Source organism: Streptomyces spinosus, assembly GCF_020400655.1.
Lineage (GTDB): Bacteria > Actinomycetota > Actinomycetes > Streptomycetales > Streptomycetaceae > Streptomyces > Streptomyces argyrophylli.
In genome coordinates this window covers 345,952-363,258 of record NZ_JAINRC010000007.1, presented here as the reverse complement: position 1 = coordinate 363,258, position 17,307 = coordinate 345,952, and the positions used below count along the sequence as shown (strand labels likewise).

Below are 17,307 nucleotides of genomic sequence, written 5' to 3'. Positions count from 1 at the left end.
GCACGTCGGCGGTGGCAGCGCCGCATCGGCGAGCCGCGCGACACGTTTCTGTCGTCTACAGAAGGGGACGTCATGTATCGCAGTACCGCCCAGCTCCGCGCCGGAGGGTGTGCCGGCGCGCCGGACGGAGGCGGGGCGTCATGTGCGGTCTGAGCGGGGAGGTCCGCTTCGACGGGCGGTCGCCCGATCTCGCGGCGGTCGAGCGCATGACGGAGCGCCTCGCCGACCGCGGACCCGACGGACAGGGCACCTGGAGACGGGGCGCGGTGGCGCTGGGACACCGCCGCCTGAAGATCATCGACCTGTCGGACAGCGGGGCCCAGCCCATGACGGACGCCCGGGGCGAGGTCACCGGCGTCTTCAACGGTTGCGTGTACAACTATCCGGAGCTGCGGGAGGAGCTGCGCCGCCTCGGTCACCGCTTCGAGTCGACGTCGGACACCGAGGTGGTCCTCAACGCCTACCGGCAGTGGGGGACCGCCTGCGTGGAGCGCTTCCACGGCATGTTCGCCTTCGCGATCACCGAGCACCGGACCGGCCGCGTCGTCCTCGCCCGGGACCGGCTCGGGATCAAGCCCCTCTACCTGGCGCGGACGCCGGGCCGGCTCCGTTTCGCCTCCACGCTGCCCGCTCTCCTGGCCGCCGGAGACGTGGACACCTCACTCGATCCGGTCGCCCTGCACCAGTACCTGAGCTGGCACGCCACGGTCGCGGCCCCGCGCACCGTCCTCAACGGGGTGCGCAAGCTCCCCCCGGCCACCGTGCGGGTCGTCGAACCGGACGGCACGTACCAGGACCACTGCTACTGGCAGCCGTCCTACACGCGCCGGCCCGAACACGACGGCATGACGGCCGACGAGTGGCGGGACGCGGTGCTGGACGCGCTGCGCCTGGCCGTACGCCGGCGGACGGTGGCCGACGTGCCGGTCGGCGTCCTGCTCTCCGGCGGCCTCGACTCCAGCCTCATCGTCGCGCTGCTGGCCGACGAGGGCCAACGCGACCTGATGACGTTCAGCGTCGGGTTCGAGACGGAGGGCGGCGAGGAGGGCGACGAGTTCCGCTACTCCGATCTGGTGGCCCGGGAGTTCGGCACCGACCACCGCCGGCTGATGGTCCCCTCCGAACGGGTCTCGACGGCTCTGGACGGGGCGTTCGAGGCGATGAGCGAGCCGATGATCAGCCACGACGTGGTCGCCTTCCACCTGCTGTCCGAGCAGGTGTCCAAGGAGGTCAAGGTCGTGCAGAGCGGGCAGGGCGCCGACGAGGTGTTCGCCGGCTACCACTGGTACCCGCAGCTGGCGTCGGTCGCCCGCGAGGACGAGCCGGAGCAGTACGCCGCGACCTACTTCGACCGGTCGCACGCCGACCTCGCCCGGGTCCTGCGGCCCGGGCTGATGCCCCGCGAGGACGTCTCGGGACGCTTCGTACGGGAGCACATGGCGCGACCGGGGGCGCAGACGGCGCTGGACGCCGCCCTCCGGCTGGACACGCACGTCATGCTCGTCGACGACCCCGTCAAGCGGGTCGACAACATGACCATGGCCTGGGGCCTGGAGGCCCGGGTGCCGTTCCTGGACCACGAACTGGTCGAACTGGCGGCGGCCTGCCCGCCGGAACTCAAACTGGCCGACGGCGGCAAGGGCGTGCTGAAGGAGGCGGGCCGCAAGCTGCTGCCCCACGAGGTCGTCGACCGCCCCAAGGGCTACTTCCCGGTGCCGGCCATCCGGCACATGGCGGGCCCCGTCCTGCGGCGCGTCCGGGAGGCCCTGGAGGCACCGGAGGCCAGGCGACGCGGCGTGTACCAGGACGCGTACGTGGCGGAACTCCTCAAGGCGCCCGACGAGCACCGGACCAGGCGGGGCGCGAACGCGCTCTGGCAGATCGCTGTGCTGGAGATATGGCTGCAGACCCACGGAATCACGTGACCGACGACCGGGAGGCGCCGGTGGCGCACGGCCCGGCACCCGCCGTCGTCCGCTCCGGACCACCGGGCCCGGCGGGTGCGGGCCCCGTCCGGTCCGCGGACCGCCGTGCCGGGGACGTCCTCGACGCCGCCCGGGTCGCCGCCCCCGCACCGGTGCCGCTGCCCGAGGCGGGCGGCCCGCGCGACGCGGTGACACGGCTGCGCGCGCACGGCTGCTGGTACCCCTCCGCGAACGCGGACGGCAGCGAGACGGCCTTCATCTGTGACCGGGGAGGCGTCCCCCAGCTGTGGGCGGGGCCCGTCGACGGCGACGAGGCGCGGCTGCTGGACTCCTCACCGGACCCGGTCAAGGAGGTGTCCTGGTCACCGGACGGCCGCTGGATCGCGTACACCACGGCGCCGGGCGGCGGTGAGCACTCCCGGGTGCTCTGCGTGCGGCCCGACGGCACCGGACGCCGCGTCCTGGCGGGGGCCGACCCGGCCAGCTCCGCTTACCTGGGCTGCTGGGCGCACGACGGCTCGGCCGTCGCCGTCACCGTCGCCGCGCCGGCCGCCGCCGCCGCGTACGGAACCCTCGCGACGCGGGGCCCGGCGGACTCCGGCCCGGCCGACGGCCTGCTCGCCGGGACGCGCCCGGCGCCCGACTGGGCGGACCGGGACGGGCACGCCACGCTCCTCGGCCCGGCCGCGTACGACGCCGCCTCCGGGGTGGCACCGGACGGGACGCCGACCGGCATCACGGCCCCGGCGGCCCGGCCCGACGGCGGCCTGTCGGTCTACCTGGTCGATCCGGACGGGCTGGCCTCGCCCGTCCTGCTCACCACCGAGACCCACGCCGCCTCCCTGCGCGCGTGCGACCTCAGCCCCGACGGCGGCCTCGCGCTGCTGCGCCGGGGGCCGCGCGGACGGCGCGAGGCGGTCGTCCTGCGCACCGCCGACGCGGTGACCACCCTCGTCATGCCGGTCGCCGACGGCGATCCGTGGATCGGCCGGTTCTCCCCGGACGCGCGGACCCTGTGGCTGCGCAGCAACGACGACCGCGAGTACGCCGCGCTCCTCGCGGTCGCCCTCGACGCGGACGGCGGGCCGCACGCGGTGTCGGTCGCGGCGGAGCGCGCGGAAAGCGACCTGGAACTCCTCGCGCTGGCCCACGACGGCCGCACCGCCGCGCTCGCGTGGAACGTGCGCGGCGCGAGCGAACTGGAACTCGTCGAGACCCACCCGACGGGACGGACCCCTGACGGCACGGGCCCGGCACGGCCGTTGCCCCTGCCCCACGAGGTCGTCACCCGCGTGACCGCCGCCGGTGCCGGACGCCTGCTGCTCGCGCTGTCGGGGTCGCAGCGCCGACCGGGCCTGTGGTGGGCCCACGAGGGCGTGTCCCTGCTGCGCACCCCGTGGTCCTCGAAGGACGAGGACGCCGTCCCGCCGGGCCGCCCACCCGTACGGCCCGTTCCCGTGCGGCTGACCGCGCGGGACGGACTGCCCCTGAACGGCTGGTACTACCGGGCGCCGGGGCGCGCCCCCGACGAACCGGCACCCTGTGTGATCCACCTGCACGGCGGCCCGGAGGAACAGGAACGCCCGGTGTTCCACCCGCTCTACCACGAGCTCGTCGGACGCGGCCTGGACGTCTTCGCCCCGGACGTCCGCGGCTCCCTGGGGCACGGCCGCTCGTTCGTCGACGCCGACCTGGGCGCGGGCCGCTTCGCCGCCCTCGACGACGTCGCGGACTGCGCGGTCCACGCGGTCACCGCCGGCCCCGCCGATCCGACGCGGCTCGCGGTCATGGGCCGCTCGTACGGCGGCTACCTCACGTTCGCCTCCCTCGTGTGGCACCCGGACCTGTTCCGCACCGGTGTGGCCGTCTGCGGCATGTCCGACTTCCTCACCTTCTTCGCCGGCACGGAGCCGTGGATCGCGGAATCGGCGGCGCACAAGTACGGCCACCCGGAGCGCGACCGGGAACTGCTGCGCGCCCTGTCGCCGATGAGCCGCATCGACGCGCTGCGCGTCCCGGTGCTGGCCGTCCACGGCGAACACGACACCAACGTGCCACCGGGGGAGTCCCACCAGTTCGTCCGGGCCGCCCGGGAACGGGGCGTCCACGCGGAACTGCTGACCCTGCGCGACGAAGGACACGACTTCCTGCGCGCGGACAACCGGCGCCTGTTCCGCCGCGCGGCGGCCGACTGGATGCAACGGCACCTCCACCCGTGAACCCTCCGCGAAGGGCGCTGAACGGGGCCGCGGCGGGCGCCGTATCTGAACACGCGGGCCGCAGGAGCCCGCCCCGCCGGCGGGACGGAATGGAGAATCAGGTGCCGACACCGCCCGATCCCGAACAGCCGCCGCCCGGACCGGCACTGGAGCCCGTCCGGGTGGTGCGCCTGCGCCGCTTCGACGCCCTCGCGGAACTCATGCGGGACATCCGGCCGCCCGGTGTGGTGACCGACGAGGACGCCACCCGGGAACTCCCGCCCGTACCCGCCCCGGTCTCCCGTCCCCCGGGTGTGCCCGGCGCGGGCCCGCGCCGGGCCGCCGTGGCCGTGGCCGTCGTGGCGGCGGCCCTCGTCGGCTTCGGCTGCGCCCTGCTCCTGACCGGCCGTCAGCAGGCCGCCGCGACCGCCCGCCCGGCGCCCGCGGTCACCACCGCACCGCCGGCCACGGCACCCGGCGGCCCGCCGGCGTCGGCGCCGGCCCCGACCGCACCGGCCGGACCCCCGGCGCCCGCCACCGCGACCGACCCCGACGGACCCGGCACCCTCCGTCAGGGGGACACCGGACCCGAGGTCACCGATCTGCAGCGACGCCTGCTGCGCGTCCCGGACGTCTACCGCGACGGCTCCACCAGCGGCACCTACGACACCACGCTCGCCGAGGCCGTGGCCCGCTTCCAGCTCTGGTACGGCGTCAGCGGCGACGAGAGGGGTGTCTACGGGAACGACACGCGCCGCGCGCTGGAGTCCCGCACCGGCTCCGGTGACGATTCATGAGCGGCGCACCGGGCACACGAGGACCACCGGGCGGCCTGCGCGGGCCGGCGGCGGACGACGCGGACGGGAGCGGAGCGGGATGGCGGACGAGAGCGGCACGCGGGACCGGCAGGCACGACCGGACCCGGACGGCTTCTTCGACCGGCTGGACCCGGACATGTGCGTGGTGACCGCCGCGGCGGGCGGCAGGCGTGCCGGTTGCCTGGTCGGCTTCGCCTCGCAGTGCTCCATCCGGCCGCCCCGGTTCACCGTGTGGCTGTCCAAGGCCAACCACACCTACCGGGTCGCCCAGGCCGCGCGATTCCTCGCCGTCCACCTGCTCACCCGGGACCAGCGAGACCTGGCGGAACTCTTCGGTGGCGAGACGGGCGACGAGGTCGACAAGTTCGCGCGGCTCGCCTGGCGGGAGGGGCACGGCGGCACCGCCGTCCTGGAGGACACGGCGGCCTGGTTCGTCGGCGCCGTCCTGCGGCGCACCGACGGCGGCGACCACGTCGGCTTCCTGCTCGATCCCGTCGAGTGGGGCGAGGGCCGGGACGGACCCCTGCTGCGCCTGTCCGACGCCGTCACCATCGACGCCGGCCACCCCGCGGACTGAGCGCGGCCACCGTGACGAGCGAGGCGCCTTCAGGCCACCGGGTCCTCCGCCGCGTCCTGCACATCCTCCAGGGGCATCCGGATGTCGAGCACACAGACGTCGTCGCGCCGCTCGTCCGCCAGCATCGTCGCGAGCAGCGCGTCCAGGGAGCCGGACTCGCCGCTGCCGTGGGCCCGCACCGCCTCCGCCAGCCGGGCGAAGCCGGCGTCCAGGCCCTCGCCGGGGCGTTCGACCAGGCCGTCGGTGTAGAGCAGCAGCCGGTCGCCGGGTTCCAGTCGCAGCTCCCGCGACTCGTAGGCGGGGGAGGCCGTCGCGCCGAGCAGCATGCCGCCGGGCCGTTCGAGGAAGCGGACCTCGCCCCGGCGCACCAGCAGCGGCGGCGGGTGTCCCGCCTGCGTCCAGGCGAGGATCTGCCGGCCGGGGTCGTAGCGGGCGAGGACCATGGTGGCGGTGATCTGGCTGTCCCGGGAGTGCAGCAGCAGCTGGTTGAGCCGCGCCAGCGCCCCGGTGAGCGAGGAGCCGGTGCTGACCATGCCCTTCGCGGTGAACCTGAGCTGGGCCATGGTGGCCACGGCGTCGATGCCGTGGCCCGCCACGTCGCCGACCACGAACAGCGCGTCGTAGTCGGGCAGTTCGATGGCGCTGAACCAGTCGCCGCCGACGTGGATGCCGGCCTGCGCGGGCAGGTAGGCGACCTCGACGCGCAGCCCGGCCAGCAGCACCGGCTTGCTGGGCAGCGGCAGCAGGGCGTGCTGGAGCCGGGCCGCCAGTGCCCGTTCGGCCTGGAGGATGCCGCGCTGGAGCAGCATCGCGCGCTCGCTCTCCACCAGCGCCAGTTCCGCGCTGCGCTGCGCCGTGAGGTTCTGGACGAAGCCGTGCACCTCGACCGGGGTGCCGTCGGGCGCGGTGACGGCCTCGGCGACCATCCGCAGGTGCCGGACCCCTTCGGGTGTCTCGACGCGGAACGGCACGTCGAACGGGTGGCCGTGGGAGACGAGTTCGGCGATCGCGTGGGCCAGCGGGCCGGTGTCTTCGGGCAGGACCAGGTCGGGCAGCTCCTCCAGGCGGACCGGCCGCTTCCCGGGGCGCAGACCGAGCACGGCGTACGTCTGCGTGGCCCAGGAGATCTCCTGGGTGACCAGGTTCCAGTTCGCCCAGCCCAGGTTGCCGAGCCGCTGGACGTCGGCCAGGCGCTGCTCCTGTCTCTCCACCGGGTCGTGCCGCAGCCAGGTCACCACCAGGCGCTCGCCCAGCGGAGCGGCCCGCACGGTGTAGGTGGCGGTCACGGGCACGTCGCCGATCACGTCCTGGTAGGCGAACGGCTCGCCCTCGAAGGGCACCTTGGTCTCCAGGGCCCGCAGGTAGCCACGCCACAGCGGTTCGCCCGCGACCGACGGGTAGCTCTCCAGGACACGGCTGCCGACCATGTCCCGGCCGGTGCGGCCGAACACGTCGATCGCCTCCGGGGTGGCCGCGTCGATGAGGTAGTCCTCCACCTCGCCGGAGGGGGCGCGCAGCGGGGTCAGCAGGATCGCCGCGCCCGGCAGCGCGTCGAACACCGCCTGCACGGTCTGGGAGACGTCCGCGGACGCGCCGTGGCGCGGACTGTCGAAGGCCCGCAGCCGGCCCGCGCACAGCCGGGCCACGGCCCGCAGCAGTTCCCGCTCGCGGTCCGTGAACGGCTCGTCGTGCCGGCGTAGGACCCCGAGGGCGACGCAGGCGGCGTCCCCGGCGGGCACCGGCAGCCAGGCCCGGGTGGGCCACCGCTCCGGGGGTTCCCCGATGAGCAGGTACCGGGCGCGGTCCACGGCGATGTCCTCCAGCCAGCGCGGCTCCCCGGACTCCAGGGCGTCCAGCGCGGCCACGCTGGTCACCGGGGGGAGCTGGCGCCACTGGGCGGCGAGGGCGGGGTCGACACCGGCGTACCCGATCAGTCCGAGGCCGCCCTCGGGCAGCCGTTCGTACAGCATCACCGCGTCGGCGCCCGCCTCGGACGCGAGGTGGTCCATGAGGCATCCGGCCAGCTCGTGCGGTGAGCCGACCCGGAGCAGGTCGCGGCCGACGTGACCCAGGACGTCCGCCAGGTCGGTGGTGCCGGCGGGCACGTGCTCCCAGGAGCGCACGGCGGCGGGGGGTGCGGGGGGCGTGGCGGACTGCCGGCGGGGCGGCAGGGCCCCCAGGGTGAGCCAGCACTGTTCGAGGAGGGTGCGGTTGCCGTCCTTGGCGCGCTGGACCAGCTCCTCGTGGGCGGCGTCCGGGGTGCAGGAGGTGACGGCCATCAGCACGCCCTTGGCCCGCTCCAGGACGGCGGAGGTCGCGGCGAGGTCGCGCAGCCGTTCCATTTCGGCGCGCTGCCGGGCCACGACCTTGGCCAGCGCCGCGAGGTCGGCGCCGGTTCCGCGGTCCGCCGGGGGCAGGGGCTCGCTCGTCACGCGACGAGCATTGCACATCCGGGCTCGTTCGATCACTCGTCTGCCGGGTCGGGGTGCGCGCGACCGGTGGACGGCGGCCACGGCCCGGGAAGCGGCGGGAGGGAGTGGTGAAGGGGCGCGGGGGAGCGGCCCGGCCAGGTCAGCGGGCCGTGCCGCGGGCGGCCAGGGCCTCGCTGACCGCGCGCACGCTGCGGGCGATGTGCTGGAGCTGCAGCACTTCCGCCGCGTACAGCTTGATCGTGTGCTCGATCACCGATTCGGGCAGTCCCAGCACGGGCAGCTCGGCCCGCGCGGTCTGCAGGGCGGTGCGCGCTACCCGGATCTCCTGCTGCACCTGGATCTGCGCGTGCCGGGCCAGCAGGACCGGGTACCGGATCAGCGCCGGGTAGCTGGCGTAGCGCGCGGGGATCAGCTCGCGCAGCCACTTGGCGGCCGAGCGCTCCCAGTCGTACGAGCCCGGCGTCTTGACCTGACAGGGCCAGTCTCGGCTGATGCGCGTGCTGGTCAGGGGCATGTTCATCGCTTCCGGTGTGCCGTGTCGGAGGGTGGCCGACGGGTTCGGGGCGGCCCCGGTCTAGGGGATGACCGGGGCCGCCACGGGCGCGTCGCGCAGACGGCGCGCCCCGGCGCACCCCGGGCGCCGACGTGGGTAGGGGACGGCGGCGCGGGGTGTCCGTGCACGGGCCCCGGACGAGCGGGGGAGCCCGCCGAGCAGTATTTATATATGCCGACCCGTTTGCAAGACGTATGAAAACATTCATGCGCGTTATGCGGTGAATCATCCCCGTCCACGGCATGGACGACTGCAAGATCTTCACGGATGCCCGCAATCCGCGGAAGGATCGGCCGGACGGCCCCGGTTCAGTCCCTCAGGAAGAACTGGTGCTGCTCGGAGAGCTGTTCGTACTTCTCCAGCCGGGCCTGGGTGCGCTCCGGGTCGGCGTCGGTCATGGCCTGCAGCAGCGCCGCGGCCAGCACCCCGGGCGCGGCGTAGGAGTCGAACACCAGCCGGGAGCCGGTGCCGGTCGCGAAGGTGACGTCGGCCTCGTCGGCCAGGGGCCCCAGCGCCAGGTCCGTCACCAGGGCGACCTTCAGGCCCGCGCCGCGCGCCACCCGGACGGCGTGCAGCGTCTCCTGGGAGTGCCGGGGCATGGCGAAGGCCAGCACCCAGTCGCCGCCGGCCTCGCGGGCCTGCAGCAGCGCGTCGTAGGCCACGCTGCCGCCGCGGGTCACCAGCCGCACGTCCGGGTGGATACGGCGGGCCGCGTAGCCGAAGTACTCGGCGAGCGACACCGAGATCCGCAGGCCCAGCACGGTCAGCGGGGTGGAGCGGGACAGCTCGCGGCCGACGTGGATGACCCGGTCGGGGTCGGCGAGGTCCCGCCGCAGGTTCTCCAGGTTCTCGATCTCGGCGTCGACGGCCGCCTGCAGCTCGTTGGCCCGGTTCTCCTCGCCGGGCCCCCCGGCGAGGCTGCTCAGCGCGATCGACTGGAGCTTCTCGCGCAGCGCCGGATAGCCGCTGAAACCGACGGCGGCGGCGAACCGGGTGACGGAGGGCTGGCTGACCCCGACCCGGTCGGCGAGCTCGGTGATCGACAGGAACGCGGCCTCGGTGATGTGCTCGATCAGGTACTGGGCGATGCGCCGCTGCCCCGGTGACAGACGCGGGCCGTCGAACAGCTCCCTGAGCCGGGAGGTCGGAGCGGCCTCGGCCGCGGGCGCCGTCCTGCCCGACGTGATCGCTGATGCCTGTGCGCGTGCCTGCTGCGGCGAGGGCACCGGTCGGCCTCCTTTGTCTGCCACGAGGACTCAACATAGCTCACCGGCCGTCGTGACCAGGGGGTTGAGACACCGGGCTCACCGCCGGTACAGGCCGATGGAATGGCCCACTTCACCGACCGGCCGGCTGCTCGCCAGCAGCCGCGCGAGCCGGCCGCGCGCCTTGGCGGCGGCGGAGTCCGACACCACCAGCAGCCCGTGCACCCGCCGAGGCGGCACGGTGCGCGGATCGGCGGCTTCGATGCCGTAGTACGACGGCACGCCGCTGCCCTTGTACACCAGCCACACCCGCTCGCCCGGATACCGCTCCCGGAGCCGGTCGGCGAGCCGTCCCAGGTCCTGGCCCCAGTCCACGTTCGAGTCGTGCAGCAGCCGGTGGGTGCGCCGCGGACCGCCGAACGCCTCGTTGGCGTACGGCAGGTAGTACGGGAACGTCCGCAGCGAACTCACCGCCACCCACACCACCAGGGCGCCGGTCAGGAACCCGCGCCACCGCCCGCGGAGGGCCGGCAGGCAGCCCGCCGTCACCGCGAGGAACACCGGCACGAACAGCGCGTACCGGGTGCCGAAGTCCCGCGACCCCGTCATCGCCGCCGCGAGCAGCACCACGGGCGGCACCAGCAGGTACGGCGCGGCCGGACGCAGCCGCCGTACCGCCACGACCGCGACCGCGCCGGCCGCGCCCAGCGCCAGCAGCCCGAGCGGGGTCTTCACCAGCAGCGCGGCCGGCAGGTAGTACCAGAGCGAGCCGGTGTACAGGTGCCCGAACAGGTACCCCTGCCAGGGCTGCTCCTCCAGCCCGAACTGCGCCCGCAACCCCGCCCGGTACGCCGGCGGCACCGGCAACAGCTCCACCAGCCGCGCCCGCGCCCCGTGCACACCCGGTACCGGCCCGGCCGGTGCGAACCGCAACCGGGGGTCGACGACGAGGTACGCGGCCCACACGACGGCGAGGGCCACGACCGCGACGACGACGGCGGCCACCAGCGCCGACACCGCCGGACGCCGCGCCCCGAGCCAGGACAGGGGCCACCGCCGCGGGGCCGGGGCGCTGCGGTGGGCGGCGAGGGCGGACACCGCAGCCAGCGCCATCAGCACCGGTACCGCGGGCAGGGTGCTCATCTTGGTCGCCGTGGCCGCGCCCAGCGCCGCCCCCGCGAGCGGCAGGTACAGGACGGGGCGGCGCCGGGCCCGCCATGCCAGCCAGGCCGCGGTCAGGACGGCTCCGGCCGCCGGCAGGTCCAGCGTGGCCAGGGAACCGTGCGCGATCACGTCGGGCGAGAACGCGTACAGGGCGAGCGCGACCAGGCCGCCCGCCGTACCGGTCAGGTCCCGGGCGAAGGCGGCCACCACCAGCCCGCACAGCAGCGTCAGCGCGATCACCGGCAGCCGCGCCCACAGCATCAGCCGCCAGGGATCGTTGCCCGAGGCGTACAGCAGATGCCGGCCCACCTGTCCCTGGTCGCCGGGGTACGACGGGTCGTAGCGCGGGTCCGCCACCGCCACCCCGGCCGCGATCAGCAGCTTCCCGAGCGGCGGGTGTTCGGGGTTGTAGCGCAGCCGGTGTTCGCGCAGATAGTCGGTGGCCGTGGCGACGTACACCGGTTCGTCGATGGTGGGGGTCTGCTGCACCGCCGTGGTGACCATCGCCGCGGCCATCTGCCCGAGGAGCAGGACGGCCAGGACCGGCGGCAGCCACCGCCGGTGCCGGCGCAGCCGGGCCCACCGGCCCGACGGGTCCTGTCGTGCCCGGGCCGCGGCGGGAGCGGCGGGGGTGAGGACCGGGAGCTGTTCGCGCGCCATCATCCGTCCCGCGGCGGAAGGGTCCGGGCGGGGGCGGGCGGGCCACCGGGCCTGATCACGGCCCCGCCGTCGCACCGCCGCCCCCGCGGCCCGCACCGCCGCACGAGTCGCACCGGCAGACCTTCTGCCGTGTACACGGGTACGGCCCGCAGCCGCTCGGCGTTCACCGCGGCTCGCTCCGTCCCCGTGCCTCTATCAACAGGCCCACGGGAACGGCCCGCCGAAGAGACAGGAGGGTGAAGGGGCCCCTGCCCAGGGCCCGTTCGGGTCCGTTCGGCACGGCGCCGCCGGCCGGCGCCGGGACGTCAGCTCACGGCAAGCAGCACACCGGCCGGCACCACCAGGTCCGCCCACCGCCGGGTCGTCGCCACCAGGTCGGCGTTGCGCTGGTCCGAGCCCCGCACCCAGGCCACGGCCGCCTCGTGCTCCTTGCCGAACTCCTCGTGGCGGGCGACCAGCCGGCGGATCCGCTCCTCCTCGGCGATCTCGCAGAACCACACCTCGTCCAGGCACGGCCGCACCCGCGCCCACGAACCCTCCCGCAGCAGCAGGTAGTTCCCCTCGGTCACCACCAGCCGGGCCCGCGGCGGCACCGGGATCGCCCCCGCGAGCGGCTGCTCCAGCACCCGCTCGAACCCCGGCGCGTACACCACCGTGCCGGTCTCCTCGCGCAGCCGCCGCAGCAGCGCCGCGTACCCGGCCGCGTCGAAGGTGTCCGGAGCGCCCTTGCGGTCCCGGCGGCCCAGCCGGTCCAACTCGGCGTCCGCGAGGTGGAAACCGTCCATCGGCACGTGCGCCGCCCACGGCGGGCCGTCGCCGTTCAGCGCGTCCACCAGGCGCTCGGCCAGCGTCGTCTTGCCCGAACCGGGACTGCCCGCGATGCCGAGCAGGGCGCGCCGGCCGTCCCGGGGCAGGGCGCGGGCACGGGCGATGAGGTCGTCGAAGGTCAGCGGCACACAGAGAGTGTGGCATCCCCCGCCCGCCGGGAGTGTGGCGTGCGCCACTCACTGGACGGCCGCTTCGCAGGGAACAGTCCGGATATGACTCAGCTCGGTCTGCCCGACACCATCCAGGCATGCCTCTTCGACCTCGACGGGGTCGTCACCAAGACCGCCGTCGTGCACGCGGCGGCCTGGAAGGAGACGTTCGACGCCTTCCTGCGCGACTACGAGGGGGAACAGGGGCGGCCGTTCGACGCCGCCTCCGACTACGACGAGTACGTCGACGGCCGCCCCCGTGCCGACGGCGTCCGCGCCTTCCTCGCCTCACGCGGCATCCACCTCCCCGAAGGCGGCCCGGACGATCCGCCGGACGCCCGCACCGTGCACGGCCTCGGCAACCGCAAGAACGACCTGCTGCTGGAGAAGATCCGCACCGGCGGGGTCGAGGCCTACGAGGGCACCCTGCGGTATCTGGAGGCGGTCCGTGCCGCGGGGCTGCGCACCGCGATCGTCTCCTCCAGCGCCAACTGCCGGGACGTGCTGCGCGCGGTCGGCGCCGAGCACTTCTTCGACGTACGGATCGACGGCGTGGTCGCGGCCGAGCGGAAGCTGCCGGGCAAGCCGCACCCCGACACCTTCCTCGCAGCCGCCCGGGACCTCGGCGTCGAGGCGTCCCGCGCGGCCGTCTTCGAGGACGCGCTGGCCGGCATGGACGCCGGACGCGCGGGCGGCTTCGGCCATGTCGTCGGCGTGGACCGGGTGGGCCAGACCGACGCGCTGTACGCGCACGGCGCCGACGTCGTCGTCAAGGACCTGGCCGAACTGGGAGGCAAGCAGTGATCACCGACCGCTCCTACGGCGTCGAACCGTGGACCGTCCGGGAGACCGCCCTCGACCTCGACGTCCTCGCCCAGAGCGAGTCGGTGTTCGCCCTGTCCAACGGGCACGTCGGCTGGCGCGGCAACCTCGACGAGGGCGAACCGCACGGCCTGCCCGGCAGCTACCTCAACGGCGTCCACGAGGTCCACCCGCTGCCGTACGCGGAGGCCGGCTACGGCTACCCGGAGTCCGGACAGACCGTCATCAACGTCACCAACGGCAAGGTCATCCGGCTGCTGGTGGACGACGAGCCGTTCGACCTGCGCTACGGCCGGCTCGTCGCCCACGAACGCGTCCTGGACCTGCGCCGCGGTGTGCTGGAGCGGACCTGCGAGTGGACCTCCCCGGCCGGCTCCACGGTCCGGGTGCGCTCCACCCGGCTGGTCTCGCTCACCCAGCGGGCCGTGGCCGCCGTGGCGTACGAGGTGGAGGCCGTCGGCAGCCGCAGCCGGGTGGTGATCCAGTCCGAGCTGGTCGCCAACGAGAGCCTGCCCGACCCCGACGGCGACCCGCGCGCGGCGAAGGCGCTGAAGTCCCCGCTGGAGCAGGAGGACGGCTTCGCCTCCGGCAACCGGCTGCGGCTGGTGCACCGCACCCGGCGCAGCGGCCTGCGGGTCGCCGTGGCCGCCGACCACACCGTCACCGGACCCGAACGCACCACCAGCCGCAGCGAGAGCGGCATCGACGTGGCCCGGCTGACCGTCACCTCCGTGCTGGAGCCCGGACAGACCCTGCGGGTGGAGAAGCTGGTCGCGCACGGCTGGTCAGGCACCCGGTCGCTGCCCGCGATGGCCGACCAGGTCGACGCCGCGCTCGCCGCCGCCGGGCACGACGGCTGGCAGGGCCTGCTCGAGGACCAGCGGGCCTGGCTGGACGACTTCTGGGCCCGCGCCGACGTCGAGGTGGAGGGCGACGAGGAGATCCAGCAGGCCGTCCGGTTCGCGCTGTTCCACGTCCTGCAGGCCGGTGCCCGCGCCGAGCAGCGCGCCATCCCCGCCAAGGGGCTCACCGGCTCCGGATACGACGGGCACGCCTTCTGGGACACCGAGATGTTCGTGCTGCCCGTGCTCACCCACAGCGCGCCCGGCGCCGTCGCCGAGGCCCTGCGCTGGCGGTACAACACCCTGGACGAGGCCCGCGAGCGCGCGGCCCAGCTCGGTCTCGCCGGCGCCGCGTTCCCCTGGCGGACCATCGCCGGGCCGGAGGGCTCCGCGTACTGGCCGGCCGGCACCGCCGCCTTCCACGTCAACGCCGGCATAGCCGACGCCGTCGTCCGCTACGTCGAGGCCACCGGCGACACCGCCTTCGAGCGGGAGACCGGCGTGGAACTGCTGGTGGAGACGGCCCGGCTGTGGCGCTCGCTCGGCCACCACGACACCCACGGCGTCTTCCACCTCGACGGCGTCACCGGCCCTGACGAGTACAGCGCGGTCGCCGACGACAACACCTACACCAACCTGATGGCCCGCCAGAACCTGCGCGCGGCCGCCGACGCCGTCGAACGCCATCCCGACCAGGCGCGGCGGCTCGGGGTGGACGAGGAGGAGAGCGCCGCCTGGCGGGACGCCGCCGACGCCATGCACATCCCCTACAACGCCGAACTCGGCGTCCACGAACAGCACGCCGGCTTCACTCGCTACCAGCGCTGGGACTTCGAGGGCACCCGCCCCGACCAGTACCCGCTGCTGCTCCACTTCCCCTACTTCGACCTCTACCGCAAGCAGGTCGTCAAACAGGCCGACCTGGTGCTGGCCATGTACACCTGCGGCGACTGGTTCGAGCAGGAGCACGACGAGGAACAGATCGCCCGGAACTTCGCCTACTACGAGCCGCTGACCGTCCGCGACTCCTCCCTGTCCGCCTGCTGCCAGGCCGTCATCGCCGCCCGGACCGGCCACCTGGACCTCGCCTACGCCTACACCGCCGAGGCCGCGCTGATGGACCTCCAGGACCTGGAGCACAACACGCGCGACGGACTGCACATCGCCTCCCTCGCCGGCACCTGGATGGCCCTGGTCGCGGGTTTCGGCGGCATGCGGCACGACGGCGACCGGCTGCGGTTCGCCCCCCGCCTGCCCGAGCGGCTGCGCCGCCTCGCCTTCAACGTCCAGTTCCGCGGACGCCGGCTGCGCGTGGACATCGGCGCGGACAAGGTGACGTACGCGCTGCTGGACGGCCCGCCGCTGACGCTCCGCCACCACGGCGAACCGCTCACGGTGAGCACCGACGACCCGGCCGTCCGCGCGGTGCCGCCGGCACCCCGGCGCCCCACGCCGCGACAGCCGCCGCACCGGGGACCGGGCGGCGGGGAAGGCGGCGCGTTCGGGGGGTGAGCGGCTGCCCGGGCCGGGGCGCCGCGCGCCGGACGCGTCCGGGTGCCGGTGGCTGCCCGGACCCGGCACCGGACGGCGGCCGGGCGCCGCCGGGCACCGGGGCGCGCGCCGGGCGCCACCCCGCCGGGTTCGCGTCCCGGTTGCCGACGGCGCAGGCGGCATCGGTGGCGAAAGGGCGGGGCGTGCTGTCGTGCGCGGGTGCGGGGGCGGCAGGCGGGTGCCGAAGGGGAGCGCTGTCGTGCCGGGCCCGCGGCCTCAGTCGAGCGCGCCGGACAGCAGGCGCAGCAGGTCGCCGGTGGCGTCCGCGGCGAGGAGGGCCGGGAGGGTGCCGAGGGCGAGGACGGCCAGGGCCGCGGAGGCCAGACGCGGGGGCGGGCTCGTCTGGAGGGCCGCGATCCGGCGGGTGACGGCCCGGTCGGTGAACTGCAGGGCGCATCCCACGCGCGCCCGGCCCGCGCTGAGCGCGGCCCGGGCCAGTGCCCGCGCGGTCACCCGCCGGTCCCCGACGACGGCCGCCGCCCGCTCGTCGGCCCACCGCTCCACCAGGAAGGCGACCGCCGCGCGTACCGGTTCCAGCAGCGGATCGGCCGCCGCCGCGAGCGTGACCGCCGACACCAGCAGCCCGTGCCGGTGCGTGAGGTGGGCCCGTTCGTGGGCGAGGAGCACCCGTCGCTCGGCGGGGCCCAGCGCGCTCAGCATCGCGGACGTCACCAGGATCCGGCCCGGCCGCCCCGGGATCGCGAACGCCCGCGGCACGTCCGACGCCGCGACGATCAGCTCGGTGTCCGCAGGCTGCCCCGCGCCGAGCCGCCGCAGCGCGCGCCGCGTGCACCGCTCGGCGCGCACGGCCCGGTGGACGCGCACGGCGACGGCGGCCAGGGCCAGGCAGGCGGCCAGCCCGATCACCGTGGGCACCGGGTCGGTCAGCGGGTGCCCGTCCTCGCGGGCCTCGCGGATCACCGGCGGCGCGTCCCCGAGCAGCGCGGCGGCCAGCAGGAGGAGCGACCAGACGGTGGCCGCCGCCGTCAGCACGGCGGCCGAGGCCAGCACGCGCGCGGCCAGCGCCGGCGCGGCCCGCCGGGCGAGCACGGGAGCGACGGCCGACAGCAGCAGCGACAGCACCAGCGGGGCGTACACGTCGAACCTCATGCGCCGCACCTCATCCGCCCGGCCTCACGTGCCGTCCCCGGCGAGCAGTTCGCGCAGCGCCCGCTCCTCCTCGGCGCTCAGCCCCGTCACGAACTGCTGGAGCGCGGCGATCGGGTCCGGCCCCCGGTCCAGGGCCTCGTGCATCGCCGCGGCGGTCAGCTCCGCCGCGTTCTTGGCCGGCCGGTACGCGCCGCGCCGCCCGTCGGCGTCTCGCAGCACCAGCCCCTTGTCGTAGAGGCGTTTGAGGATCGTGTGGACCGTGTTGTACGCGAGCCCGCCGCCGATCTCGTGCTGGATCTCCGCCGGTGTCAGCGCTCGCTCGGTGGCCCAGAGGGCGGCCAGTACCTCGCTCTCCAGCGCCCCGGCGCTGCGCCGCTCCGCTCTGCCGCGGGACCTCGTGCCAGCCATGCCCCAACCTTACAGCGCGTAGGGCCGTGGGCCGGATGGCCCTGCCTGCGGGCAAGGGCAGGGGG

General features: G+C 75.1%; 13 protein-coding genes. 6 read left to right on the top strand and 7 right to left on the bottom strand.

The window, feature by feature from the left end; all coding sequences use genetic code 11:
* Positions 1-140 precede the first annotated feature (140 nt).
* From LG395_RS16160 to LG395_RS16145, 4 genes are all read left to right on the top strand, one after another.
* Complete coding sequence (locus tag LG395_RS16160; RefSeq protein WP_171150413.1) at positions 141-1,925, top strand: N-acetylglutaminylglutamine amidotransferase; 1,785 nt, start codon at positions 141-143, stop codon at positions 1,923-1,925.
* On the top strand, positions 1,898-4,144 hold the full coding sequence (locus LG395_RS16155) for a S9 family peptidase (RefSeq protein ID WP_372463285.1): 2,247 nt from the start codon (positions 1,898-1,900) through the stop codon (positions 4,142-4,144). The genes LG395_RS16160 and LG395_RS16155 overlap by 28 nt, the downstream gene beginning before the upstream one ends.
* Positions 4,145-4,245: 101 nt before the next feature.
* Positions 4,246-4,920, top strand: coding sequence for a peptidoglycan-binding protein (locus tag LG395_RS16150; protein ID WP_225810211.1), 675 nt, complete (start codon positions 4,246-4,248; stop codon positions 4,918-4,920).
* A gap of 79 nt (positions 4,921-4,999) precedes the next feature.
* Positions 5,000-5,518, top strand: coding sequence for a flavin reductase family protein (locus LG395_RS16145; protein ID WP_225810210.1), 519 nt, complete (start codon positions 5,000-5,002; stop codon positions 5,516-5,518).
* A gap of 29 nt (positions 5,519-5,547) precedes the next feature.
* Here the strand turns inward: LG395_RS16145 and LG395_RS16140 are convergent, their stop codons facing one another.
* The 5 genes from LG395_RS16140 to LG395_RS16120 form a co-directional block, all read right to left on the bottom strand.
* Positions 5,548-7,968 (bottom strand): SpoIIE family protein phosphatase, encoded by a 2,421-nt coding sequence (locus LG395_RS16140; protein WP_225810209.1) that lies wholly within the window; start codon positions 7,966-7,968, stop codon positions 5,548-5,550.
* 121 nt (positions 7,969-8,089) lie between these two features.
* Positions 8,090-8,470 (bottom strand): hypothetical protein, encoded by a 381-nt coding sequence (locus LG395_RS16135; RefSeq protein WP_171150408.1) that lies wholly within the window; start codon positions 8,468-8,470, stop codon positions 8,090-8,092.
* Between the two features lie 341 nt (positions 8,471-8,811).
* Positions 8,812-9,729, bottom strand: coding sequence for a MurR/RpiR family transcriptional regulator (locus tag LG395_RS16130; protein ID WP_171150407.1), 918 nt, complete (start codon positions 9,727-9,729; stop codon positions 8,812-8,814).
* A gap of 78 nt (positions 9,730-9,807) precedes the next feature.
* A complete protein-coding gene (locus LG395_RS16125) occupies positions 9,808-11,535 on the bottom strand; it encodes a phospholipid carrier-dependent glycosyltransferase (RefSeq protein WP_225810208.1) in 1,728 nt (575 codons plus the stop codon).
* Positions 11,536-11,837: 302 nt separating this feature from the next.
* Positions 11,838-12,488 (bottom strand): nucleoside/nucleotide kinase family protein, encoded by a 651-nt coding sequence (locus LG395_RS16120; protein WP_171150405.1) that lies wholly within the window; start codon positions 12,486-12,488, stop codon positions 11,838-11,840.
* Between the two features lie 84 nt (positions 12,489-12,572).
* Here LG395_RS16120 and LG395_RS16115 point away from each other — a divergent pair, with 84 nt between their 5' ends.
* Together LG395_RS16115 and LG395_RS16110 are read left to right on the top strand one after the other, a co-directional pair.
* Positions 12,573-13,313 (top strand): HAD family hydrolase, encoded by a 741-nt coding sequence (locus tag LG395_RS16115; protein WP_171150404.1) that lies wholly within the window; start codon positions 12,573-12,575, stop codon positions 13,311-13,313.
* Entirely contained in the window at positions 13,310-15,685 is a 2,376-nt protein-coding gene (locus LG395_RS16110) for a glycoside hydrolase family 65 protein (protein ID WP_225810207.1), read from the top strand. The genes LG395_RS16115 and LG395_RS16110 overlap by 4 nt, the downstream gene beginning before the upstream one ends.
* Before the next feature lie 255 nt (positions 15,686-15,940).
* Here LG395_RS16110 and LG395_RS16105 read toward each other — a convergent pair whose 3' ends face one another.
* Both LG395_RS16105 and LG395_RS16100 read right to left on the bottom strand, forming a co-directional pair.
* A complete protein-coding gene (locus tag LG395_RS16105) occupies positions 15,941-16,834 on the bottom strand; it encodes a M56 family metallopeptidase (RefSeq protein WP_171150402.1) in 894 nt (297 codons plus the stop codon).
* Positions 16,835-16,858: 24 nt separating this feature from the next.
* Positions 16,859-17,242 (bottom strand): BlaI/MecI/CopY family transcriptional regulator, encoded by a 384-nt coding sequence (locus LG395_RS16100; RefSeq protein WP_171150401.1) that lies wholly within the window; start codon positions 17,240-17,242, stop codon positions 16,859-16,861.
* Between the last annotated feature and the right edge of the window lie 65 nt (positions 17,243-17,307).

Excerpts from the sequence above, each read along its gene's own strand:
- LG395_RS16160 (WP_171150413.1), top strand. The coding sequence starts at position 141 with ATGTGCGGTCTGAGCGGGGAGGTCCGCTTCGACGGGCGGTCGCCCGAT.
- LG395_RS16155 (WP_372463285.1), top strand. The coding sequence starts at position 1,898 with ATGGCTGCAGACCCACGGAATCACGTGACCGACGACCGGGAGGCGCCG.
- LG395_RS16145 (WP_225810210.1), top strand. The coding sequence starts at position 5,000 with ATGGCGGACGAGAGCGGCACGCGGGACCGGCAGGCACGACCGGACCCG.
- LG395_RS16140 (WP_225810209.1), bottom strand. The coding sequence starts at position 7,968 with ATGTGCAATGCTCGTCGCGTGACGAGCGAGCCCCTGCCCCCGGCGGAC.
- LG395_RS16135 (WP_171150408.1), bottom strand. The coding sequence starts at position 8,470 with ATGAACATGCCCCTGACCAGCACGCGCATCAGCCGAGACTGGCCCTGT.
- LG395_RS16125 (WP_225810208.1), bottom strand. The coding sequence starts at position 11,535 with ATGATGGCGCGCGAACAGCTCCCGGTCCTCACCCCCGCCGCTCCCGCC.
- LG395_RS16115 (WP_171150404.1), top strand. The coding sequence starts at position 12,573 with ATGACTCAGCTCGGTCTGCCCGACACCATCCAGGCATGCCTCTTCGAC.
- LG395_RS16105 (WP_171150402.1), bottom strand. The coding sequence starts at position 16,834 with ATGAGGTTCGACGTGTACGCCCCGCTGGTGCTGTCGCTGCTGCTGTCG.
- LG395_RS16100 (WP_171150401.1), bottom strand. The coding sequence starts at position 17,242 with ATGGCTGGCACGAGGTCCCGCGGCAGAGCGGAGCGGCGCAGCGCCGGG.